This is a genomic window from Thomasclavelia cocleata (assembly GCF_900102365.1).
Lineage (GTDB): Bacteria > Bacillota_I > Bacilli_A > Erysipelotrichales > Coprobacillaceae > Thomasclavelia > Thomasclavelia cocleata.
In genome coordinates this window covers 22,595-44,985 of sequence record NZ_FOIN01000010.1, presented here as the reverse complement: position 1 = coordinate 44,985, position 22,391 = coordinate 22,595, and the positions used below count along the sequence as shown (strand labels likewise).

The window sequence follows — 22,391 nt, the reverse complement described above, 5'->3', positions numbered from 1 at the left end:
TAGAGATAGTTGTATCTTTTTTTTGGATGACTAAAAATTGGTTATACTAATAATATAATTGTCAATTTTTGTTATATTTACAGATAAGTTGAATAAGGATGAAAAATATCTTATAATGTAAAAAACGGAGGATATTATGAAAAAAAAGCAGAAAATTATTATTGGTATAACTGCTGCTGTTTTGATTATTGTTTTTAGTTTGGTATTTCTTTATTTTAATGGTCAAAAAGCAGTATCTTTAAAAAGTGAACAAGTAGTAGTTGAAATTTCAGGATCAACGAATGCTGTAATAGATCAATTAGATGAAGCTGGATTAATTAAAAATAAGATGGTGGCTAGTATTTATGCAAAATTGAATCAGCATAGATTTATAGCAAATGTTTATGTATTAGATAAAAATATGGATCTTAAGACAATTTTTAAAATTCTTGAGGGTGATAAAAAATATATATCTACTGCTAAAATCACTATTCTTGATGGCAATACAGTTCCAGAGTGTGCTAAACAAGTAGCAAAGGCATTAAACATTGAAGTTGATACTAATGGATTGAATGAGGAACAGATATTGGCAGCAAAAACACAGGTTGTATTGGAGAAGTGGACTAATAAAGAATATTTACAAAGCTTGGTTGATCAATATTGGTTTTTAGATCAAAGTATTTTAGGTAGTGAAATTATGTTTCCTTTAGAAGGGTATCTTGGACCAGAAACTTATGTGATAACATCTAAAAAAACAACTATTGAAGATGTTACTAAATTGATGTTAGATCAAATGGATAAAAACTTAACTGCAATTAAAAGTAAAATTGAGGAATTTAAGATAAATGGTAATAATATAACTGTTCACCAATTTTTATCGTTGGCTTCAGTTGTGCAATGTGAAGCATCTGGACAAAAAGAAGATCAGTCTAAAATTGCTGGTGTTTTTATGCATCGTTTAGAAAAACCAATGCGTTTACAAAGTGATGTAACTGTTAATTATGCTAATCAAATTAAAACTGTAGCAGTTACATATAATCATTTAGAAGTAGATTCTAAATATAATACATATAAATATGAGGGACTTCCTATTGGACCTATAAGTATGGTTTCTAATGAAATTATGGAGTCATGTTTAAATTATCAACCAACTGATGATCTATTCTTTTTTGCTTTAAAAGATGGAACAGTTATTTATTCAAAAACGTATAATGAACATCAAAAAGTAGTAAAGGAAAATAAGTGGTATTAAAATGAAGTATTTTAAAGAGTTAGAATTAAGTGCAATTAATCGTAATATTCCAATCATGCAACGTGAGGGATTAGAATTTATGATCAATGTTTTTAAAGAGAATAATTATCATTGCTGTTTAGAGATTGGCAGTGCAATTGGTTATTCAGCAATGATGCTAGTGAGTAATATTGCTGATTTTAAAGTAGAAACAATTGAATTAAATGACGAAAGGTATTTAGAAGCTTTAGAGAATATATCAGATAATAATTTAAAAGATCAAATAATTATTCATCATGATGATGCTTTACAGTTTGAGATTAATAATCTTGTTTTAAATAACTTTGATTGTCTTTTTATTGATGCTGCTAAAGCTCAGTATCAAAAATTTTTTGAAAAATATATGCCATTAATTTCTAGTAATGGTATTTGTATTGTAGATAATCTTGATTTTCATGGAATGATATTTGATATTGATAATATTAAAAATCGTAATACTAAACAACTGGTAAAAAAGATTAAACGTTTTAAAGATTGGATTTTTGATAATGAACAGTATGAAGTTACATATCATTCTGTTGGTGATGGAATATGTGTGATAAGAAAAAGGGTGACATAATGGAACTAGTAGTACATTTAAATAGTGTAAAATATGTTAATGATTTTATTGATATTGGGATTAAATATTTTGTTGTTGGAACAAAATATTTTTCTTGTCGACAAGCATTATCACTTGATTATGAAGAATTAAGTGATTTGAAAAATAAATTGGAAAATAAAAAGCTATGGGTATTAGTTAATGCTTTAATTGAAGAGCATAATTTAGATGAACTGCTCAATCATTTAGAAAAATTAAATGAATTAAAAGTAGATGGGATATTATTCCAGGATTTTGGTATTTTAGAAATATGTAAAGATAATAATTATGATTTTGAATTGATTTACAGTCCTGATACATTAAATACTAATCAAGCTACATTAAATTATTTAGCTGCATTAGGAATTAAATGTGCTTTTTTAGCACGTGAGATACCTTTAGATGAAAAAATTATGATTGCTCAAAATACAGCTATAAAGACTGTGACACAAATTCATGGTGTTGAATATATGGCATATTCAAAGAGGAAATTGTTATCAAATTATTTTATGGAAACAGGTTTAGAAAAGTCAGCTTTGATAAATGATAATATCATTATCCAGGCTAATGGAGTAGATTATGGATGTCATATATATGAAGATCAGTTTGGATGTCATATATTAAGTCAAAAACAGATTTGTGGATTAGATATTTTAAGTAGTTTTACTAATTTTGATTATTTATATATTGAGTCTTTATTTATTGATGATTTAAAATTAGTAGAAATAGTAAATCTATATCAGGATGGATTAAAGAGTATTAATAATGGAACATATGGTAAAGAACGAAAAGAATTATTACCGCAACTTCATCAGATAGAACCAGAAGTAGATTATCATCATAGTTTTATGTTTGATGCTACTGTATATAAGATTGATGATGTAAGAAAGCGAGAAGAAAATGAGAAACATAAGTAAGATTATTGATGGTAAAAGAGTAATTATAAAAAAACCAGAATTATTAGCACCAGCTGGAAATCTTGAAAAACTTAAAGTAGCAATTAGATATGGTGCTGATGCAGTGTTCGTTGGAGGAAAAGAATTTTCTCTTAGATCAGGAGCTTCAAACTTTACTCTTGAAGATATTAAAGAGGCTGTTGATTTTGCAAAACAATATAATGCAACGATCCATGTAACATGTAATATTATTTTACATCAAGATAATTTGCATGGAATAGAAGAGTATTTAAAAGCTCTAGATAGGGCTGGGGTTAAGGCTATTATTGTAGCTGATCCTTATATTATGAAAATAGCTAAGGATTTGGATTTAAATTTAGAGGTCCATGTTTCAACGCAACTTTCTACTTTAAATACTAAGGCAATTAAGTTTTATCAGGATTTAGGAATGGATCGGGTTGTTTTAGGTCGTGAGGTTTGTTATGATGACTTAAAAATTATTTTAGATAAGACAGATATTGATATTGAATATTTTATTCATGGGGCTATGTGTATTCACTATTCAGGACGTTGTATGTTATCAAACTATTTTTCTCATCGTGACGCAAATCGTGGCGGCTGTTCACAGTCTTGTCGCTGGTATTATGATATTTTTGATAGTAATCAAAAGTTAAATGAAGGGAAAATTCCTTTTAGTATGTCAAGTAAAGATATGTCATTAATTAATCATTTACCTGAATTAATTGAGCTAGGGGTAGATTCTTTTAAAATAGAAGGACGAATGAAATCATTACATTATATTGCTACAGTAGTCTCTACTTATCGAAAGTTGATAGATGATTACTGCAGTGATCCTGATAATTTTGTGTTTAGTGAAAAATATTATCTAGAACTTTTAAAAGCAGCAAATCGTGCTTTGTGTACTGGTTTTTATGATAATCAAGCAGATAATTCTAAACAATTATTTAATCAGCGTGATGAACATCCAACTCAAGAGTTTTGTGCTCGAGTAATTAGTTATGATAAGATTAATAAATTAGCAATTATTGAGCAACGTAATTATTTTAGAGTTGGTGATAAAATTGAATTTTTTAGTCCGCAACATGAAAATATCATTATTCCTGTAACTAAAATAATTAATGAAGAAAATGAAGAAGTTGCTGTTGCTAATCATCCAATGGAAATATTGAAAATTCCTGTAGATATTGAATTAGAGGAAGATGATATGGGAAGGAAAGTAATTTAATGGATAAACCTGTTATTATTGGAATTGCTGGAGGGAGTGCTTCTGGTAAAACAGCTGTTGCTTATAAAATCTATGAATATTTTAAAGGGAAACATACGATTAAAATTATTAAATTGGATGATTATTATAAAGATCAGTCACATTTAACAATGGAAAAGAGAGTTTTAACTAATTATGATCATCCTTTTGCTTTTGATATGGAACTATTAGTAAAGCATTTAGATTGCTTAAAAGCGGGTCAAGCGATTCAAAAACCTATTTATAATTTTGAACTTCATAATCGTGCAGAAGAAATTGAGACTATTTATCCTCGTGATGTTTTTATTTTAGAGGGATTATTTGTATTGAATGAGTCTCAAATAAGACAGCGTTGTGATATTTTGGTTTATGTCGATACTGATGCAGATATTCGTTTTATTCGGCGATTACAACGAGATATGAAAGAAAGAGGACGAAGTTTAGATTCTATTTGTAATCAGTATCTAACAACTGTAAGACCAATGCATGAGCAGTTTATAGAGACATCTAAAAAATATGCTCATATCATCATTCCAGAAGGTGGCAGTAATACTGTTGCAATTGATTTATTGATAACTAAAATTTGTTCAATCGTTGAAGAATAAGGACTAGCTATTTAGCTAGATATATGCTATATTAGTGATTACGAGGTGAGATAATGGAACAAGAAAAAGTATTGTTAACTCAAAGTGGGTTAGAAAAATTAGAGCAAGAAAGAGATAACTTGATTAATGTCGAAAGACCAAAAGTTATTGAAGAATTACAATTAGCACGTTCTCAAGGTGACTTATCAGAAAATGCTGACTATGATGCAGCAAGAGAAAAACAAGCTCACTTAGAATCAAGAATTAAAGAAATTGATTATATGCTTCAAAATGCAGAAATCATTTCTGAAGATCAAATGGATTTAAAAGTAGTTAAACCTGGGACTACAGTAACTATTTTGGATTTATCTGAAAAGGATGCTGAACCTGAAAGTTATCAAATTGTAGGGTTTACTGAAACTGATCCTTTAAATGGTAAGATTTCAAATGAATCACCACTTGCTAAAGCTGTATTAGGTCATGGTGTAAATGAAATTGTTACAGTAGGGGTCGCTGATCCTTATGATGTAAGAATTATTAATATTGAATTTAAAAATTAAAAAGAATTAGTTATTGTAACTAGTTCTTTTTTGATATGAATATGGTGTGAATGTTTGAAGTGAATGCAAGGTTAAATGTCATTTTCTGTAACAGTTTCTACTATAGGTTTTAATATAAGTAGCGGTATTGATTATTGGCGATTGGCTAGTAGTGTAACAACTTTATATATATGTTTTGATTTTAATCAAACCTATGATTATGTTATTTTTAAACCAAAGGATGCAGATGAGGGGATTAGAAACTAGAAAATGTTTTGGTAAAAATACATATTATGTAACTGCATTTTATAGTAAGGGAAAAGGGATAATAACTTATTGATTTGTTATAGTTTAAGAAGGTTAAGATGATTTAAAGGTTATTTGGGTATTTAAAAATTTATAGCATAGGTAATCAAAAAATATTCAAGAATTACATAGAAAAGATATATCATAGGAGAAAGTGTATTATGTATGATGTAAATGAAAAAGATTTGAAAATTTTAAGAAAAAAATAATTATTTGGCAAGAAAACTATATGCAAAAGTTAAATAATGAATATATTGAACTTTTGCAAAGGAATAATAAAGCTTCACAAAATTTTTGGGATTTAGAAAGAAGAATATTTAAAGATAAAAAAGTATAGGTGTAGTTATTGATATGAGAAAATCAATGATGGTACAGAATAGGTGTTATTAAATTTGATGATTTAGATGAATTTAGTGAAGAATTAAAGAATGAAATACAGTTTATGATTGATAGATAGAAAATTACTATTTGAAAGGATGGTAACTTATGAGAAAAATAATAGAGAATCTTTCACATCATTTAGATGATTATGAATGTATGTGGAATGGTATTGAAGATATTTATATGAATAAAACTGGTGAAAAAATTCCAGATCAATTCTTTTTTGCTATGAGTGGATTTTGCAGTTTTGCATATATAAAAACTAATAAGGCAGATATAAAAAGAATGGTATCTTTTGGAGATGGAAGAACTAAGAAAATGTATGAATTTCTTGCTCCAATAGTGGGGTTTAACTATCATCATATAGAATGTAAAAGTCCAGAATTAGCATTAACCAAAGCAAAGAAAGAAATAGATAATGGTTTTCCAGTTGTAATTGGTGCTTTAGATATGTATTATTTAGAATATTATACAAAGCTTTACCATAAAGAACACATCCCGTTTCATTATGTTTTAATGATTGGATATGATGATGAAGAAAAGAATATATTTTTATATGATTGTGGAAGAAAAGAAATTATAAAACTCTCTTATGAAAACTTGCTTTTAGGTATGAATGCAGAATACAAAGGGTTGTGTAAACCAAATACAATATGTACTATTAGAATGGATAGACCAAATAGTAAAAAAGATATTTTTAAGTCAGCAATGAAACTTAAATCCAATATGTTTTTAAATCCACCAACAAAATTTTTGGGAATCAATGGATTAAAAAAATTATCTAAAGAAATACTTAATTGGGAAGAAGAACTAGGAAAGCAAGAAACTGATAAGATATTAAGAAATATTGTTGAGTTTTGTGGTAGTGTTCCTACAACACCAAATAGACTGAATGGGATTAGTAAAAAAGATGAAGTTGTATTTATGTGTTCAAGAGATAAAATGAGCAAAGTTTTAATTGAACTTGGTAAAGAATATAAAAACAATAATTTGGTTAAATCTGGGGAATTGTTTAAAGAGAGTGGAAAACAATTTGAGAAATTATGTAATATATTTATTGATTATATTTTAGATACAAAAAAAGATATGAAATTAGCAAGTGATGTAATTTTAGATATTGCTGAAATAGAATGCAGTGCTTATCAGTTAGTTAGTAAAGGATTAGATGAGATATAGATAAATTGGAATTTGGGAGGTAATAGAATGATATTGTTAGTTGTTGATACTCAAAATTTAATTATGAATGATGACTTGTATCAATTTCAGACTTTTGTATATCGTATTAAAACACTAATCAAAGAGGCACGCAATAATGATATAGAAGTTATTTATGTTAGACATGATGATGGTGTCGGACAGAAATTAACTAAAGGCACATTAGGCTATGAAATATACGAAGAATTTCAGCCAATGCCAAATGAGCGTGTTTTTGACAAAAATGTAAACAGTGCTTTTAGAGAAGATACAGGGTTGTTGGATTACCTACATGAAAAAAACGAAGATACAATTATTATTGTAGGGCTACAAACAGATTACTGTATAGATGCAACAGTGAAATGTGGTTTTGAGCATGGACTTAAAATGATTGTTCCAGCTAATACAAACAGTACATTTGATAATGCGTATATGACAGCAGAAAAATCTTATAGATATTATAATGAGTTTATGTGGAATGGAAGATACGCAGAATGTATATCGTTTGAAAAAACTCTTGAATTGATGAATAGATAAATTTTAGTTTATAATTTTTGGCATTACTAACTAAGGATTTAATCTATAAATTTTATATGGAAAAGTATTTTGATAAAAAAGAAACTAGATATTAAGTTTAAAACGTCTAGTTTCTTTTGTTGTGTGCCGGGCATGACACGAATTCAGTTGGAGATAAACCAACCACAGGTATTTACCGCCAAGTGTAGTGAACCACAAGCCGTTGATAGTGATGTCATGGGTGAAGGAAGTGGTGTAGCGATTCTTTTGAGCGTACGAACAGAAACTTGATGAGGCTAAATGGTGGATAAGGTTGCAATACAAACCGAAGTTCAAAAGGTAAACGTAAAACCAAGACAGTAAATCAAGACGTTGTGAAAGAAATAGGGTTCATGTCTTACCCCGGGAGGTCTTATGGACGAGGAAGTCTAGTAAACTTTAAAATCAGTGATAGTACCCTCGGTCGAAAAAGGTTTACCATAAGAAGTCAGATGAAGTCATAGTAGGTAGAAATACAGAAGGACTGAAACGTTTATAGAGTGCAAATCACTATAAGCAATGTTTGGATAATCCGAATATGAGGATAGCCTAGAACTATGAAACGTAATCATAGATGGTAAAGGTAATTGGGAGGTTTCCAAATAAATTTACAAATAGATGAGGAGCAGCAAATGAAATTAATGGAAAAGATTTTAAGTAAAGAGAATTTAGAAATGGCAATCAAAAAGGTCAAACAAAATAAAGGAGCACCAGGAATAGATAAAATGAAGGTACAAGAAATTGAATATTGGTTTGAACAATATCAAGAAGAACTCATCTCTAAGATAATGAACAAACAATATCGACCAATGCCCGTTAAAAGAGTATATATTCCAAAAGCAAATGGGAAACAAAGACCATTAGGAATACCAACAGTAGTAGACCGAGTTATCCAACAAGCGATGTTTCAAGTATTAAGTGAAATCTATGAGCCAATATTCAGTGAACATAGTTTTGGTTTTCGACCAAGAAGAAGTGCGCATATGGCAATGGAAGAAGTACTACAATACTTGAACGAGGGTTATGAATGGATAGTTGATTTAGACATTGAAAAGTTCTTTGATACAGTAAATCACGATAAATTAATTTCAATCTTAAGAGAGAAAGTAAATGACGCAACAACATTACATTTAATACGAGCATATCTAAGAGCAGGAGTATTAGATAATGGACTTATTAAAAGCACAACAATAGGAACACCGCAAGGAGGACCTATCAGTGTGATTTTATCTAATATCTACCTAGACAAATTTGATAAAGAGTTGGAAACAAGAAATCTAAGATTTGTGAGATATGCAGATGATTGTATCATTTTTGTAAAAAGTGAAATGAGTGCTAATCGAGTAATGAAGTCAGTGACATCGTGGTTAGAAAGAAAACTATTCTTGAAAGTTAGTGCAACAAAGACAAAAGTAGTTCGACCAATGAAAGGACAATTCTTAGGATTTACATTTTATAAGAATAGTCAAGAATGGAGATGCCAACCTACTCAAGATAGAAAGAAACGCTTATATTCAAAGATACAAGAATATCTTAAAAGAAAACAAGCAGTAACAAGACCACTCGCAATAACATTTATAAAAGTCAATCAAATAGTGAGAGGGTGGATAAACTATTTTAAGATAGGAAGTATGAAGAACTTCATAGATGAATTTGGACAATGGTTACGCCACAAGATAAGATGTATCATTATCAAACAGTGGAAGAAACCAATGACAATTTACAGAAATCTAATGAAATTGAATATCATATACAAATGTAAATTTAGTGACGAAGAAATCTATAAATGCGCAAACACAAGATTAGGGTGGTATAGAAGAAGTGGACTAGATGTCGTGAATTTTATACTATCACCAAAAGTACTAAGCAAAGAAAAAAGGGATAGACCTGGTTTAGTCAATCCTCTTAACTACTATCTTAAGAGTTTGTAATTTCGATATAAATGTAGAGCCGTATACGAGACCCGTACGTACGGGTCAATGGGAGGGGCAATAAACTAATTTATTTCTCTACCCTATTTGAATATTATAGTTATGAACTTTTTTTGATTTGAATAGATAAATTTTTAAAAATTTAAACTTCTAATTTCTTTTTATACATAGATAGAATAATTACAGTCATTATCAAAATAAATGGTCGAGAAATGATATTAATGAGATTAATATCATTAATATTGATCATTAAAGCAATAAGTGCAAAAATCAATCCACATAATAAACTATGCAAAATTGCATTTTTAGAAAATGTTTTAACAATCATAAATCCCCAGATAATCATTATAATACCAGCAATAAGATTTATTATAGTATGATAAATAATGTTTGATAAATGAATAAAACTAATAATAGAGGCTAAGATAAGACTAGTAATAGTAAAGGTAATTAGGATAAATAATGCGAATTTTAAGTATATTTTTAAATATGATTTCATATTTCCTCCTTGTTATCTTACTAATATTATATTTAAGGATTGGTGAAATATGAATGTCTTCGAAGTGTTTTTTATAAGTCTTTGTATATATATTTATTTAAGTGTTTTATTAAGAATTTTTGGTAAAAAAGAATTTAGTCAGTTAAATGTATTTGATTTTGTTGTATTTTTAATTATTGCTGAAATTATGACAGATACAGTTGGTAATAAGGATTTTACTTTTTTTCATGGTGTTATTGCAACAATAACTTTAATTGTAGTGGATCGCCTGGTTTCAATGATAACAATGAAATCAAAAAGATTACGTGATATTTTTGAAGGAAGACCAACATATATTATTTTTAAAGGAAAATTAGATCAAGAGAAAATGAAGAAGCAGCGTTATACAGTTGATGATTTATCACATCATTTAAGAGTTAATGATATTGATAGTATTTCAAAAGTAGAATTTGCTTTGTTGGAAACAAATGGTTCATTGTCTATTATTTCAAAGGATGAATGTGTAGTTGAACTTCCAGATGCATTGATTTGTGATGGAATTGTTGATGAAAATAACTTGAAATTGCTGAATCGTGATCTTAATTGGTTGAAGAAAGAATTAAAGAAACAACATATTGATCATATTGAAGATGTTTTTTATTGTATTTTAGAAAAAGATAAGTTACTTGTAATAAAAAAATAGAACTGTATAAACAGTTCTATCCAAGTAACATTCTGTCGTTAGCAAATTCTTCACCACTAGCTTCTTCAAATTTACGAAGTAAATCTTCAACAGTTAGCTTCTTTTTTTCTTCACCCTTTACATCATAGATAATATGTCCATTATACATCATGATTAAACGATTACCAACATCAATAGCATCACGCATATTATGAGTAACCATCATAGCGGTTAAATGTTGTTTTGTTACAATTTCATTAGTTAATTTTAAAACTTTAGCAGAAGTGGCAGGGTCTAGGGCAGCAGTATGTTCATCTAATAATAGTAATTTAGGTTTTTGTAATGTTGCCATCAATAATGTAATTGCTTGCCTTTGACCACCTGATAATAAGCCCATTTTGGTTGTTAAACGATCTTCTAAACCAAGGTTTAATGACTTGACAAGTTCACGGTATTGTTCTTTTTCTTCTTTGGTAACACCCCAAGATAGTCCACGACGTTTACCTCTACGATTTGCAAGTGCTAGATTTTCTAATATTTGCATATCTCCAGCAGTTCCCAACATAGGGTCTTGGAACAAACGACCAATTTTTTTAGCTCTTTGATGTTCAGGTTGTAAAGAAATGTTTTCACCATCAAGAGTAATAATTCCACAATCTAGAGGATATAGCCCAGAAATCATATTTAATAAAGTGGATTTTCCAGCTCCATTTCCACCAATAATTGTAACAAAGTCACCGTCTTCTAATTCTAAATTAATTTCATGAAGAACTTTCTTTTCATTAACAGTTCCAAGATTAAATGTTTTACTTACTTTTTGTAATTTAAGCATTTTCATCAATCTCCTTTGTTAATTTTTTATATGTGGCAACTTGTTTTCGTTTTGAAAGCATGATTGGAATTGTTAAAGCAATACCTACTAAAATAGCAGTCAATAATTTTAAATCATCAGTATTTAATCCCATTTGTAATACAAGTGCAACAATAATACGATATATAATTGAACCAATAACAATTGATGCTAGTCTTAAAGCAAAACCACTTTTCTTACCAGAAATAACAACTTCCCCAATAACAATTGAAGCTAGAGCAATAACAATAGCTCCTGTTCCTACTCTAACATCAGTTGCTTGACCATATAAAGCATATAATCCGCCAGATAAACCAACCAATCCATTACTAATCATTAATCCTATTAATTTCATTGTATTAGTATTGATTCCTAAAGATCTAGCCATTTGCTCATTGTTTCCAGTAGCTCTAATTGAAGATCCTGTTTCAGTTCCAAAAAACCAATAAAGTAAAGCAATAAAGATAATTACAAAGATTAAAGCAACGATTAATGTAATATAATATTTGTTGATATTTAAAGCTGTAGATAAATCAGAAAATAGTGTGTTTGCTGCAATTAGAGGTAAATTAGCACGTCCACTCATGATTCTTAAATTAATTGAATAAAGACCGATTTGTGTTAAGATACCAGCAAGAATTGCAGGTATCTTACATTTTGTGTGTAAAATACCAGTAATGGCTCCAGCTAAAAATCCTGCTAGAATAGCAACTAGGATTGCAAGTAGGGGGTGGATATTATTTAAGACACAGACTGCACAAACAGCACCACCAGTTGCAAAACTACCATCAACAGTTAAATCTGCAATGTCTAATAAACGAAAGGTAATATAGACACCTAATGCTAAAAATCCCCATATTAAACCTAGATCAACAGCTCCTAGATAAGTATAAAATAACCCCATTTTATAAACTCCTATTCTTCAATAAAAGAAGCATCAGGATAATCTTCTTTGTTAATTGTGATACCACATTTTTCAGCTACTCTTAAATTAATTGCTAAAGTACAATTTTTAGCATCTAATTTTACAACTGGAGTATTAGCTGCAGTTTTTTCACCTTTTAAAATAGCAAGCGCTTGTTTACCAGCTTCACGACCTAAATTTTCGTAGTTAATCCCATAAGTTGCAAATCCTCCAGATTTTACCATTCCTTCTTCTCCAACAATACAAGGAATTTTTGCAGATGTAGTAATGGCTTCAACGCTACTTATATATGTTGCAAGTAAGTTGTCTGTAGGAATATATAAAACATCATTTTTATCGTTTACTATTTGACTAGTTACTGCTTGAATTTCATTTGAATCAGAAACTTTGTATACCTTATATTCCAATCCTTTTTCTTTTGCTGCCTCTACTGCTAAATTTCCTTGGAAAATTGAATTATCTTCACTACCACAATACATAATAGCAACTTTTTTAGCATCAGGTAACATTTTTTCCATTAAGTCAAATTGATCTTTTACTGGTGTTAGATCACTTGCACCAGTAATATTTCCTCCAGGTTTATCATTACTTTTTACTAATTTTGTACTTTCATAATCAGTTATTGCACATCCTATAATTGGAATTTCAGTAGTAGCTGCAGCAGCTGCTTGAAGTGCAGGTGTTGCAATAGCATAAATTAAATCATTACCAGCATTTACTAATTTATCAGCCACAGTAGTACAATTTGATGTATCACCAGCAACTTGATAATCAATATTTTCTTTTTTAACCCCAGCTTTGATTAATTCATCTTTAAACCCTTTGTATGAAGCATCTAGTGCATCATGCTGCATTAATTGAATTACCCCAACTTTAACATCTGATAAATCTTTTGCTTCGCCATTATTTTCTCCACCAGTACCACATCCAGTAATACTAGCACACATAGCTAAAGCTAATAAACCTTTTAACATTCTTTTCATAATTAGTCCCTCCATTTTTCAATTATTAAACAAAAAAAGTCCTCAAAAGAGGACGACAGAGTCGTGATACCACCCCAAATTCATTATTAATTCGCATTAATAATCTCAATAAGTGTAAAACTTTACTATGATAACGGCTAGCAACCGATGACTACCTACATATCAGTATCCGACTCCATGATGAATTCAATATTTCTTAACGCATTGTTCACACCAGCCACAATGTCTCTGATATCTAAGATATATTTACTACTTCACTTCATTGTCTTTGTTTAATAGATTGTTACTCTTATGATACTTTATCATTATTAATTTGTCAATAAGTGAAAATAATAAACATATTATGAAAGTAAAATATCCAATGACATCATGATTACAAAACCAATCATAAAACTAATTGTTCCAATATCGATGCCCTCTGTAGCATTAGCTTCAGGAATTAATTCTTCAATGCACACAAACATCATAGCGCCTGCTGCAAAACATAATGCAAATGGTAATATTCCATTTACTAGTGTAGCAAAAATAAAACCTAATAAAGCTGCAGGAATTTCAACGATTGCCGAAAACTGACCATACATTATTGCTTTAAAACGACTTTTACCACATTGATGCATTGGCAGTGAAATCGCTGTTCCCTCAGGGAAATTTTGAATTCCAATTCCGATTGCTAAAATCAAGGCAGGTAGATAGTTACCACTTTGGCATCCTGCAAACGCTACCCCTACAGCTAATCCCTCAGGGATGTTATGCAATGTCATTGCTAACATTAGTAACTTGTTTTTTGAATAATGACTAGGATTAATTCCTTCTTGAACATGTGTCATCATATGTTCATGAGGAAGTAATTTATCAATTAACATTAACAATCCTACACCACAAATAAAACCTATTGGTACAATTAATAAATCTAATTTACCTGTGTTTTCAAGCTGTTCTTTTGCAGGTAGAATAAGCGAAAAGAATGAAGCTGCAACCATAATTCCTGCTGAACTGCCAAGAGCAATACAAACTAATTTTTTACTTGCATTTTTAACAAATAACACTAATGAAGCCCCTAAAAAAGTCATTAGCCAGTTAAATGTAGCAACGACTAATACAATTATAAATGGACTTAATGATAATAAGTATTCCATCATTTCACCTCATTTATTAATATGCAATTATCATTATTGCTTCTAGGCATTTGTATTGAGCCTTTCATAATAATATGATATTATTAAATAAATGGGGTGATTGATAGTGGAAGAAATGACGATTGCGATGCAAAATTATTTAGAGTTAATTTATGAGTTATCTCTAGATGGAAAAAAAGCACGTGTTAGCGATATTGCTAAACAGCTTGGAGTTTCAAAGCCAAGTGTAAATAATGCTGTTGTAGTTTTGGCTAAAAATGGTTATGTAGATTATGAAAAATATGCTGATATTAAATTGACAGATAAAGGTAGAAAAACTGCAGAGTTTATTTGTAGTAAACATCAAACAATTAAGCAGCTATTTATTGATGTATTAAATATTGATGAAAAAATTGCTGATACTGATGCTTGTTTGATTGAACATGTTATTTCTGATGAAAGTATCAAAGCTATGCAGGTATTTATGGAAAATTATCAAAAAAACAAACTGGATTAATAATTAGAGTGAATGTTTATTTTGGATGGAAGTATTTATAATTAAGAATATTAAAAAACACTTCGAAATAGAAGTGTTTTATAATAGAGTTATATTTACTAAGATGTTATATGATAATTTTGATAAAAAATTATTGAATTATCTATTAATAGTATAATTATTTATAAAGAAATTGATAAATCAGAATTTATGGAGGTTATTTCTATGAGAAATTTGGATATAAATGTATTACATTTGGATGAACTACAAATATTTGGATTATGGGGAAAGTCTAATGATAAAACAATTTCTAATGATATAAAAATTCTCTCAAAAAAATATCATTCCATGGTTTCCTTACCTGAAGGTAAAGTATTTCCTTATTTTGTACTTGCTAGAAATTATGATGAACAAAGTAAGGATTTTGAAATGTTTATAGGTAGTACGATAGATAAAAATGAATTAGAAAGCTTAATCCTCTCTGCTGGCGAATACGCTAAGATAACAGTAAAACCAAAATTAAGATTTTTATGGGGCGTTTCTGTAGGGAAAGCAAAACGATACTTTTATACAAAATGGCTTCCTGAAAGTGAATTTAAAGCATTAAATATGGAATATGAATATCACACAGAGAAAAGTATTGGAAAGCATCCAACGATTGATATATTTTTTGCCATTGAAAGAAAGTCATAAAATTAAGGTTATGCCTTTGTATCAGCATTTTTATGGAAAGGGGGGTTACGTTAAATGAGTTATGAAGCACAGATTGAAATGTTGACTTGTTCAGATAATAAACAAGCATATAACGCATTGAAAGAATTGTTGTTAGTTTGTGAGCACAGCAATGATTTATATATTTTTTTTGATAAATTTGTTGATATGATGAATAATAAAACAAATTCATTTATTCGTACAAGAGGATTGCGATTAATTGCCTATCATGCGAAGTGGGATAATGAAAATAAGATTAATTCTATTATTGAACAATGGCTAAGCCATATCGAAGATGAAAAACCAATTACGGCAAGACAATGTATTCAAGATGTAATTGTTATTGCTAAATATAAACCAGAACTTATAAATGTTATTCTTGATGCATTAGGACATTTTGACCAAATTTATGATGATAGTATGCAGAAATTAGTTTATAAAGATAGACAAAAAGCAATAAAAATAATTCGCCAATATACTTGGTAAATTTCAGTTTGTCAAACTGGAAAATTCTAATTTTATGAGGAGAAATATATGGATGAAAAATATAAGTTAATAAAAAATGAATGTTTGAATTCAAATACAAGAAATCCAATTGAATTGATTTTAAGCATAATGAAAAAAGATTATATTAATATTCATGGACCTGAACATCATGTTTTAGATGGTTCCTGCTTTTTAACAACTATGCATAATGCAGGTGTTGAATTTGATTTAGATAAAGCATTAGATGAAATGATAGTTAGAGGTCAAAAAATGCCAGGGGCTACTTGTGGTCAATGGGGAATGTGTGGTTCTTCTGCTTCTGTTGGAGCAGCATTAGCAATTGTTCATGAAACTGGACCTTTAAGTAATAATCAATATTACAAAGATAACTTGAGTTATGTGTCAAAAGCACTAGGAAAACTTGCTGATGTAGGTGGCCCAAGATGTTGTAAGAGAAATGCATTCCTATCTATATTAACTGCTATTGATTTTGTTAATGAGCAATATGGAATTAAATTAACTAAACAAGAAGTCAAATGTATATTTTCAAATAAAAATAAGCAATGTATAGGTATGAGATGTCCGTTTTATAAGGATGAAAGTAATGATTAAGAAATTAAAAGTTGCATTTGTATGTGTTCATTATTCTTGTAGAAGTTAAATTGCAAAAGCACTAGGGAAGTCATTATTTTCTGATGTATTTGAATGTTGTTTAGCGGGAAATGAAACAAAGTCACAAATTAATTAAGATGCTGTAAGATTGGTTAAATAAATTTATAATGTTGATTGTTCACATAAAGAAGATTGGAGATTAGAAAATCCTACTAGTGAAAAGAATGAGGAATTTAAGAAAGTTATAGAATTAAGTCAGGCAACATTAAATTGTAAAAAATTTGATTTAGATAAAATAATGGAGTAAAAAAGAAATAGAAAATCCTAAGTAAAAGATAGTGATCATTTGCATTATAGAGATTATAATAATTCTTGGAATGAAAAAGAATATGATTTGGTTGTTTTTATAGATGAAAGTGTAGATTAAATTATAATTATCACAGCACATATTATAAAATAGAAAATATCTTTGTTTCAATAATCTAATTTGCATTAAAAAGGACAATGCTTATCAGCTAGGTTTAGCTGAGTACATTGCCCTTTTTTAGGCTTAACTTGTTTATATTGGTATAGTTTTTTAGTACCCAAAATCCAAGTATTCTTCAGTTGTAATAATTAAAATAGCTTTGTTTGTAACAATTCCTTTTTTGTTGTCAAATGTTTCAATTGGTGTATATTCAACTTTATCATGACGTTGAACTTCTTCATCATAAACATAATCAGCTTGTCTAAAGAAAATACCATCTTCATCATATTTAGAAATAGTTCCTAGTGCTTTTTGATTGTTGTAATGAACAACAGTTCCTTCAATTCTTTCAACATATTTACCAAGGTTATTCATAACTTTGTCATACATAATATCATATAACTCACTTGAATCATGATCAAGATATTTATCACCATAATCTTTTTCTGGAGTATATTCTTGATTGTTTTCTTGACAAAGTTTAGTAATAAAGGCATCAACGATTTCTATCAAGTCAGAATCATTAGTTCTTATTGTTGCTTCTTTTAAACGTAAATAAATTCCTAAATGATTAAAATTGTAACCATTTTCAAAGAATTCATATAGTAAATAAGCATTAGCTTCTTTAATGTTACCAATGTTAGCATTTGTTTTATAAAGAACTTTGTAGAAATTAATGTTACGGATACGATTATGTAAAGATAAGAAAACTTTTTTTGCTTCTTCAAATTGCTCTAATTCAACTAATGAACAAGCTCTTTGATAATTGATCCATTGCAAAGTATTAAAATGCCATTTTAATGGTAAAGATAAGGCATTGTTTGCTGTTTGTACACATTCTTGATGTTTTTTAGCATCATATAAAGCTTTTACCTTTAGTCTATAGTAACGTTCTTTTTTAGATTCAAATTCTTTTCCTTCAGAATTAGTAAATGGTTTATCATCTAATAAATTAGGATCTAATAGATTAAGCATTTCAATTAATTTTTCATAATCGCTAGATTTTTCACGTTGTAGATATTTAATTGCCCGATTTACAGATGGTTCCATTGGTGAATAGCGTTCTTGTTTACAGACATCTAAGATATCTTCAAGGACACTAAAGAAAAGTGTTTCATTTTCTTTTATTTTTTCATCATCAACATTGATAAATTTGTTGTAAAGAGCATAACCATATTGATTTAAATACCCTTTTAGGTTTGGACACTGTGACATAAATGTCTTTCCAACCTCAATTGCTTCTTCACTTTTTTCGCTTTTTTTCAATAATTTAATGTAGTCGTTAGCTTGAAAATCATTGAAAGAAGTAGGATCTTCACTAAATTTAGCATTGTATACCTCTAAGCTTTTTAATTCATTTTCATTCATAAAATCACCTCTGGTTAGTATTATAACATTTTTTTTAATGGTTTTGCAGTAGTTAAGTAATAAATTGTTTTGAAATAGAAATTTATATGTTATAATGGCTAAGATAATAGATGAGGTGAGAGAATGAGTAAACAAGTGTTTAGTATGGATTTTTATGGTAAAAATCTAAGTGTGGAAATTGGAGAATTAGCTAAACAGGCTAATGGATCTGTATTGGTAAGATATAATGATACAGTTATTTTATCTACTGTTGTAGCAGGAAAAGAACCAAAAAATGTTGATTTTTTTCCATTAACAGTAACATATGAAGAAAAATTATATTCTGTTGGGAAAATTCCAGGAGGATTTTTAAAAAGAGAAGGACGGCCTAGTGAACATGGGACTTTGACAGCTAGAATGATTGATCGTCCAATTAGACCATTGTTTGCAGATGGATTTAGAAATGAAGTACAAAGTGTTAATACTGTTTTGTCAGTTGACCAGGATGCGACACCTGAAATGACAGCAATGTTAGGGGCATCATTAGCTTTATGTGTTTCTGATATTCCTTTTAATGGACCAATTGCAGGAGTAAATGTTGGTTTAGTTGATGGTGAATTTATTGTAAATGGGACACCTGAACAATTAGAACATTCTTTAATTAATTTAGAAGTAGCAGGAACAAAAGATGCTATTAATATGGTTGAAGCTGATTCAAAAGAAGTTAGTGAAGAAGTAATGTTAGAAGCATTGTTGTTTGGACATGAAAAAATCAAAGAGTTAATTGCTTTTCAAGAAAAAATTGTGGAAGCTTGTGGAAAAGAAAAATTAGAAATTCCATTATTTGAATTAGATTCTAATTTAGTTGAGGAAATTGCAAATCGTGCTAAAGCTGAAATGGTTGCAGCAGTATCAATTCCAGGTAAGTTAGAAAGATATGGGGCAATTGATGATTTAATTGCTCAAGTAACTGAGGAATATGATAATAGAGAATATGAAAATGAAGAAGTAAAAGCAGATACAATGAAACAGGTAGGAATCATTTTACATGATTTAGAAAAAGATGAAGTACGTCGTTTAATTACTGAAGAGAAAGTTAGACCTGATGGTCGTAAAATTGATGAAATTAGACCATTAGATTCACAAGTTGATCTACTTCCAAGAGTTCATGGATCAGCTTTATTCACACGTGGAGAGACACAGGTTTTATCAGTTGCGACACTAGGTGCTATTGGTGAACATCAAAAGATTGATGGTTTAGGATTAGAAGATCAAAAACGTTTTATGCACCATTATAATTTCCCTCCATATTCGGTTGGTGAAGTAGGTAGAATGGGGGCTCCTGGACGCCGTGAAATTGGACATGGTGCTTTAGGAGAAAGAGCTTTGGCACAGGTTATTCCAAGTGAGGATGAATTTCCATATACAATTAGGGTTGTTTCTGAAGTATTGGAATCAAATGGTTCTTCATCTCAAGCTTCTATTTGTGCTTCAACAATGGCTTTAATGGCAGCTGGGGTGCCAATTAAAGCACCAGTAGCTGGGGTTGCTATGGGGTTAGTTAAAAAAGGTGAAGAGTATACGATTTTAACTGATATTCAAGGTATGGAAGATCATTTAGGGGATATGGATTTTAAAGTTGCTGGAACAGATAAAGGTATATGTGCTTTGCAAATGGATATCAAAATAGATGGTATTACTAAAGAAATTTTGCAAGAAGCATTAGCTCAAGCTAAGGTTGCTCGTAAACAGATTATGGCTAATATGATGGAAGCAATTAGTTTACCAAGAGCTGAATTATCTCCATATGCTCCAAAAGTGCAAATGATGAAAATTGATCCAGATCAAATTAAATCAGTTATTGGACCTGGTGGTAAATCAATTAATGAAATTATTGAACAATCTGATGGAGTTAAGATTGATATCGAACAAGATGGTACTGTTATAATTTATCATTATGATCAAAAGGCAATTGATAAAGCGATAGCTTTAATTGAAAGAATCGTTAAAAAGGCTAAAGTTGGTGAAGTATATGATGGTAAGATTGTCAGAGTTGAAGATAATTATGCTTTTGTAAATTTATTTGATGGTACTGATGGTTTTTTACATATTTCTGATTATGCTTATGAAAGAACTAAGAAAATGGGTGAAGTAGTAAAACTTGGTGATGTTATAAAAGTTAAAGTTACTAAAGTTGATGATAAAGGTAAAGTAAATGTTTCAAGAAAAGCATTATTTCCTAAACCAGTCAAAAAGGAAGAACCAAAAGCAGAATAATGAAAAAAATTATCCTTGCTAGTAGTTCTCCAAGAAGAAAAGAATTATTAGAATTACATAAAATTGATTTTATAATTGATTTTCAAACAATAGATGAGGTGTTAGATGAAAATCTAGCACTTCCTTTACGTTTGGAAAAATTAGCTTATCAAAAGGCTTTACCCATTTCTTCAAAATATCCTAAGGATATTGTAATTGGGGCAGATACAATGGTTTGTTTGAATAAACAAATGCTAGGTAAGCCAAAAAATCGCCAAGAGGCTTTTAATATGTTAAATATGCTGTCAAATCGTACACAAACTGTTTATTCGGCAGTTGCTATTATTGATAATGGTAAAGTTGCAACTTTTTGTGATGATACAAAAGTAACATTTAAAAAGTTAACCGAACAAGAAATAAATGATTATTTGGATACTGATGAATGGCGAGGTAAAGCAGGTGCTTATGCTATTCAAGGAATTGGAAAATGTTTGGTTGCGAAGGTAGAAGGAGATATTGAAACAGTTATTGGCTTACCAGTTAAAATTATTGAAAGATATTTAAATTTTTATTAAATTAAAAACTAAAATTATTATTATATTTTTAAGTGTTATTATGTGTCCAAATATCTTTATTTTTCAAGGTATTTGGGCTTTTTTTATATCAATGAATATTTATATTTCTTTGTAAAATTTCTTATATTTCGTGTAAGCTAAAATTAATCCAATGTATTTAAAAAGTGATTACTAGTTGTATAATTACTAATAGTCACTTTATTTCTGTCTTTTATTATTAAAAAATAAATGTAAGAACCTATAAAATATATCTCACTTTATTATTATAACATAAATATGAATAACAAAATAGACTGCTAATTATTAAAATTTATCATATAATATAAGTAGGAGATAACAATAAGATAATAATAAAAAAGAACCCAATAAATGAAAGGTGAGATAATTATGTTAAGACACATATAAAAGTATTAGTTTGTTTATTCACTGCATGTTCATTGATTATTGCTATCATATTGGGGTTGCTGCAAGACTGGATTGTTCAACATGTAGAATGCAATCATCTGAAATTAAATCACAATATATTGATGAAGATGGAAATGTTGTAATTATATATGAAGATGGTGTAGAAGCAATTTATATGACAAACGGCAAAATAGTCCTAAAAGATTACTATAATGTCTTTGAATCTGACTTAAATCAGCTACCTACAACTAGAGTAATACCAGGATGGATTTTAATTGGAATAGGTATTATTGGTGGAACACTTACCACATGTGAACACATTGATTATGTAAGTGGTCATGATGTATGCAGAATTATTTTAAGTAAATTAGGAACATCAGCAAAACCAAGAGCCCGTTATGAGTTAACTGGAAGATTCATTCAAGGTTATATTCCAGGTTGTGAGCCAAGATATTCAGGACTTTGTAATACTGGATATTGGGAATATAGAGTGGTGCCATTATAATT

Annotated in this window: 25 protein-coding genes and 1 other annotated feature; of the genes, 19 read left to right on the top strand and 6 right to left on the bottom strand. The window is 29.3% G+C overall.

The window, feature by feature from the left end; all coding sequences use genetic code 11:
• The first annotated feature begins 136 nt into the window (after positions 1-136).
• From mltG to ltrA, 11 genes are all read left to right on the top strand, one after another.
• On the top strand, positions 137-1,231 hold the full coding sequence (gene mltG, locus BMW96_RS05940; RefSeq protein ID WP_092353474.1) for an endolytic transglycosylase MltG: 1,095 nt from the start codon (positions 137-139) through the stop codon (positions 1,229-1,231).
• Position 1,232: 1 nt separating this feature from the next.
• A complete protein-coding gene (locus tag BMW96_RS05935; protein WP_092353472.1) occupies positions 1,233-1,829 on the top strand; it encodes an O-methyltransferase in 597 nt (198 codons plus the stop codon).
• The gene (locus BMW96_RS05930; RefSeq protein WP_092353524.1) at positions 1,829-2,764 is read left to right on the top strand and encodes a U32 family peptidase; all 936 of its coding nucleotides are present in this window, start codon (positions 1,829-1,831) and stop codon (positions 2,762-2,764) included. Before BMW96_RS05935 ends, BMW96_RS05930 begins: the two co-directional genes overlap by 1 nt.
• The gene (locus BMW96_RS05925; RefSeq protein ID WP_092353470.1) at positions 2,748-3,989 is read left to right on the top strand and encodes a peptidase U32 family protein; all 1,242 of its coding nucleotides are present in this window, start codon (positions 2,748-2,750) and stop codon (positions 3,987-3,989) included. Before BMW96_RS05930 ends, BMW96_RS05925 begins: the two co-directional genes overlap by 17 nt.
• A complete protein-coding gene (udk, locus tag BMW96_RS05920; RefSeq protein ID WP_092353468.1) occupies positions 3,989-4,612 on the top strand; it encodes a uridine kinase in 624 nt (207 codons plus the stop codon). The genes BMW96_RS05925 and udk overlap by 1 nt, the downstream gene beginning before the upstream one ends.
• Before the next feature lie 53 nt (positions 4,613-4,665).
• Positions 4,666-5,151: a transcription elongation factor GreA gene (gene greA, locus BMW96_RS05915; RefSeq protein WP_092353466.1), complete on the top strand. Its 486-nt coding sequence runs from the start codon at positions 4,666-4,668 to the stop codon at positions 5,149-5,151.
• A gap of 75 nt (positions 5,152-5,226) precedes the next feature.
• Positions 5,227-5,397, top strand: coding sequence for a hypothetical protein (locus BMW96_RS14085; RefSeq protein ID WP_157796092.1), 171 nt, complete (start codon positions 5,227-5,229; stop codon positions 5,395-5,397).
• A 525-nt stretch (positions 5,398-5,922) separates the two neighbouring features.
• Positions 5,923-6,993, top strand: a complete 1,071-nt coding sequence (locus BMW96_RS05910) for a BtrH N-terminal domain-containing protein (protein ID WP_092353464.1) — start codon at positions 5,923-5,925, stop codon at positions 6,991-6,993.
• A gap of 27 nt (positions 6,994-7,020) precedes the next feature.
• Positions 7,021-7,548 carry a cysteine hydrolase family protein gene (locus tag BMW96_RS05905; protein ID WP_092353462.1) on the top strand — a complete coding sequence of 176 codons (528 nt, stop codon included), beginning with the start codon at positions 7,021-7,023 and terminating at the stop codon, positions 7,546-7,548.
• Positions 7,549-7,680: 132 nt separating this feature from the next.
• Positions 7,681-7,818, top strand: coding sequence for a hypothetical protein (locus BMW96_RS14080; protein WP_162207554.1), 138 nt, complete (start codon positions 7,681-7,683; stop codon positions 7,816-7,818).
• Between the two features lie 380 nt (positions 7,819-8,198).
• The gene (ltrA, locus tag BMW96_RS05895) at positions 8,199-9,497 is read left to right on the top strand and encodes a group II intron reverse transcriptase/maturase (RefSeq protein WP_092353458.1); all 1,299 of its coding nucleotides are present in this window, start codon (positions 8,199-8,201) and stop codon (positions 9,495-9,497) included.
• Positions 9,498-9,639: 142 nt separating this feature from the next.
• Here ltrA and BMW96_RS05890 read toward each other — a convergent pair whose 3' ends face one another.
• Positions 9,640-9,996: a DUF3792 domain-containing protein gene (locus tag BMW96_RS05890; protein ID WP_092353456.1), complete on the bottom strand. Its 357-nt coding sequence runs from the start codon at positions 9,994-9,996 to the stop codon at positions 9,640-9,642.
• Between the two features lie 49 nt (positions 9,997-10,045).
• On the opposite strand from BMW96_RS05890, the gene BMW96_RS05885 reads away from it, so the two are divergent.
• Positions 10,046-10,678, top strand: coding sequence for a DUF421 domain-containing protein (locus tag BMW96_RS05885; protein ID WP_092353454.1), 633 nt, complete (start codon positions 10,046-10,048; stop codon positions 10,676-10,678).
• 16 nt (positions 10,679-10,694) lie between these two features.
• On the opposite strand, the gene BMW96_RS05880 is transcribed toward BMW96_RS05885, so the two are convergent.
• The 4 genes from BMW96_RS05880 to BMW96_RS05865 form a co-directional block, all read right to left on the bottom strand.
• Positions 10,695-11,489: an ABC transporter ATP-binding protein gene (locus BMW96_RS05880; protein WP_092353522.1), complete on the bottom strand. Its 795-nt coding sequence runs from the start codon at positions 11,487-11,489 to the stop codon at positions 10,695-10,697.
• Positions 11,482-12,411, bottom strand: coding sequence for an ABC transporter permease (locus tag BMW96_RS05875; protein ID WP_092353452.1), 930 nt, complete (start codon positions 12,409-12,411; stop codon positions 11,482-11,484). Before BMW96_RS05875 ends, BMW96_RS05880 begins: the two co-directional genes overlap by 8 nt.
• An 11-nt stretch (positions 12,412-12,422) precedes the next feature.
• Positions 12,423-13,415 carry an ABC transporter substrate-binding protein gene (locus BMW96_RS05870; protein WP_092353450.1) on the bottom strand — a complete coding sequence of 331 codons (993 nt, stop codon included), beginning with the start codon at positions 13,413-13,415 and terminating at the stop codon, positions 12,423-12,425.
• A 45-nt stretch (positions 13,416-13,460) separates the two neighbouring features.
• Positions 13,461-13,687 (bottom strand) — a binding site (T-box leader).
• 69 nt (positions 13,688-13,756) lie between these two features.
• Positions 13,757-14,551 (bottom strand): ZIP family metal transporter, encoded by a 795-nt coding sequence (locus BMW96_RS05865; RefSeq protein WP_092353448.1) that lies wholly within the window; start codon positions 14,549-14,551, stop codon positions 13,757-13,759.
• A gap of 115 nt (positions 14,552-14,666) precedes the next feature.
• Between BMW96_RS05865 and BMW96_RS05860 the strand changes: the two genes are divergently transcribed.
• From BMW96_RS05860 to BMW96_RS05845, 4 genes are all read left to right on the top strand, one after another.
• On the top strand, positions 14,667-15,047 hold the full coding sequence (locus BMW96_RS05860; protein ID WP_180320383.1) for a metal-dependent transcriptional regulator: 381 nt from the start codon (positions 14,667-14,669) through the stop codon (positions 15,045-15,047).
• A 204-nt stretch (positions 15,048-15,251) separates the two neighbouring features.
• Positions 15,252-15,719 carry a GyrI-like domain-containing protein gene (locus tag BMW96_RS05855; protein ID WP_092353444.1) on the top strand — a complete coding sequence of 156 codons (468 nt, stop codon included), beginning with the start codon at positions 15,252-15,254 and terminating at the stop codon, positions 15,717-15,719.
• 54 nt (positions 15,720-15,773) lie between these two features.
• Complete coding sequence (locus BMW96_RS05850) at positions 15,774-16,223, top strand: hypothetical protein (RefSeq protein WP_021404304.1); 450 nt, start codon at positions 15,774-15,776, stop codon at positions 16,221-16,223.
• A 48-nt stretch (positions 16,224-16,271) separates the two neighbouring features.
• A complete protein-coding gene (locus tag BMW96_RS05845; protein WP_092353442.1) occupies positions 16,272-16,835 on the top strand; it encodes a DUF5714 domain-containing protein in 564 nt (187 codons plus the stop codon).
• Between the two features lie 577 nt (positions 16,836-17,412).
• Here BMW96_RS05845 and BMW96_RS05835 read toward each other — a convergent pair.
• On the bottom strand, positions 17,413-18,669 hold the full coding sequence (locus tag BMW96_RS05835; protein WP_092353441.1) for a hypothetical protein: 1,257 nt from the start codon (positions 18,667-18,669) through the stop codon (positions 17,413-17,415).
• Positions 18,670-18,792: 123 nt separating this feature from the next.
• On the opposite strand from BMW96_RS05835, the gene pnp reads away from it, so the two are divergent.
• The 3 genes from pnp (at position 18,793) to BMW96_RS05820 (ending at position 22,389) form a co-directional block, all read left to right on the top strand.
• Positions 18,793-20,925, top strand: a complete 2,133-nt coding sequence (gene pnp / locus BMW96_RS05830; protein ID WP_092353440.1) for a polyribonucleotide nucleotidyltransferase — start codon at positions 18,793-18,795, stop codon at positions 20,923-20,925.
• Positions 20,925-21,479, top strand: a complete 555-nt coding sequence (locus tag BMW96_RS05825; RefSeq protein ID WP_092353439.1) for a Maf family protein — start codon at positions 20,925-20,927, stop codon at positions 21,477-21,479. Before pnp ends, BMW96_RS05825 begins: the two co-directional genes overlap by 1 nt.
• A 430-nt stretch (positions 21,480-21,909) precedes the next feature.
• Positions 21,910-22,389 carry a hypothetical protein gene (locus BMW96_RS05820; RefSeq protein WP_143050713.1) on the top strand — a complete coding sequence of 160 codons (480 nt, stop codon included), beginning with the start codon at positions 21,910-21,912 and terminating at the stop codon, positions 22,387-22,389.
• Positions 22,390-22,391: the final 2 nt, after the last annotated feature.

Excerpts from the sequence above, each read along its gene's own strand:
- BMW96_RS05865 (WP_092353448.1), bottom strand. The coding sequence starts at position 14,551 with ATGGAATACTTATTATCATTAAGTCCATTTATAATTGTATTAGTCGTT.
- BMW96_RS05860 (WP_180320383.1), top strand. The coding sequence starts at position 14,667 with ATGACGATTGCGATGCAAAATTATTTAGAGTTAATTTATGAGTTATCT.
- BMW96_RS05880 (WP_092353522.1), bottom strand. The coding sequence starts at position 11,489 with ATGCTTAAATTACAAAAAGTAAGTAAAACATTTAATCTTGGAACTGTT.
- BMW96_RS05845 (WP_092353442.1), top strand. The coding sequence starts at position 16,272 with ATGGATGAAAAATATAAGTTAATAAAAAATGAATGTTTGAATTCAAAT.
- BMW96_RS05825 (WP_092353439.1), top strand. The coding sequence starts at position 20,925 with ATGAAAAAAATTATCCTTGCTAGTAGTTCTCCAAGAAGAAAAGAATTA.
- BMW96_RS05930 (WP_092353524.1), top strand. The coding sequence starts at position 1,829 with ATGGAACTAGTAGTACATTTAAATAGTGTAAAATATGTTAATGATTTT.
- pnp (WP_092353440.1), top strand. The coding sequence starts at position 18,793 with ATGAGTAAACAAGTGTTTAGTATGGATTTTTATGGTAAAAATCTAAGT.
- BMW96_RS05820 (WP_143050713.1), top strand. The coding sequence starts at position 21,910 with ATGTTCATTGATTATTGCTATCATATTGGGGTTGCTGCAAGACTGGAT.
- BMW96_RS05890 (WP_092353456.1), bottom strand. The coding sequence starts at position 9,996 with ATGAAATCATATTTAAAAATATACTTAAAATTCGCATTATTTATCCTA.
- BMW96_RS05875 (WP_092353452.1), bottom strand. The coding sequence starts at position 12,411 with ATGGGGTTATTTTATACTTATCTAGGAGCTGTTGATCTAGGTTTAATA.
- BMW96_RS05850 (WP_021404304.1), top strand. The coding sequence starts at position 15,774 with ATGAGTTATGAAGCACAGATTGAAATGTTGACTTGTTCAGATAATAAA.
- mltG (WP_092353474.1), top strand. The coding sequence starts at position 137 with ATGAAAAAAAAGCAGAAAATTATTATTGGTATAACTGCTGCTGTTTTG.
- BMW96_RS14085 (WP_157796092.1), top strand. The coding sequence starts at position 5,227 with ATGTCATTTTCTGTAACAGTTTCTACTATAGGTTTTAATATAAGTAGC.
- BMW96_RS05910 (WP_092353464.1), top strand. The coding sequence starts at position 5,923 with ATGAGAAAAATAATAGAGAATCTTTCACATCATTTAGATGATTATGAA.
- BMW96_RS05870 (WP_092353450.1), bottom strand. The coding sequence starts at position 13,415 with ATGAAAAGAATGTTAAAAGGTTTATTAGCTTTAGCTATGTGTGCTAGT.
- greA (WP_092353466.1), top strand. The coding sequence starts at position 4,666 with ATGGAACAAGAAAAAGTATTGTTAACTCAAAGTGGGTTAGAAAAATTA.
- BMW96_RS05905 (WP_092353462.1), top strand. The coding sequence starts at position 7,021 with ATGATATTGTTAGTTGTTGATACTCAAAATTTAATTATGAATGATGAC.
- BMW96_RS14080 (WP_162207554.1), top strand. The coding sequence starts at position 7,681 with ATGACACGAATTCAGTTGGAGATAAACCAACCACAGGTATTTACCGCC.
- BMW96_RS05855 (WP_092353444.1), top strand. The coding sequence starts at position 15,252 with ATGAGAAATTTGGATATAAATGTATTACATTTGGATGAACTACAAATA.
- udk (WP_092353468.1), top strand. The coding sequence starts at position 3,989 with ATGGATAAACCTGTTATTATTGGAATTGCTGGAGGGAGTGCTTCTGGT.
- BMW96_RS05885 (WP_092353454.1), top strand. The coding sequence starts at position 10,046 with ATGAATGTCTTCGAAGTGTTTTTTATAAGTCTTTGTATATATATTTAT.
- BMW96_RS05935 (WP_092353472.1), top strand. The coding sequence starts at position 1,233 with ATGAAGTATTTTAAAGAGTTAGAATTAAGTGCAATTAATCGTAATATT.
- ltrA (WP_092353458.1), top strand. The coding sequence starts at position 8,199 with ATGAAATTAATGGAAAAGATTTTAAGTAAAGAGAATTTAGAAATGGCA.
- BMW96_RS05925 (WP_092353470.1), top strand. The coding sequence starts at position 2,748 with ATGAGAAACATAAGTAAGATTATTGATGGTAAAAGAGTAATTATAAAA.
- BMW96_RS05835 (WP_092353441.1), bottom strand. The coding sequence starts at position 18,669 with ATGAATGAAAATGAATTAAAAAGCTTAGAGGTATACAATGCTAAATTT.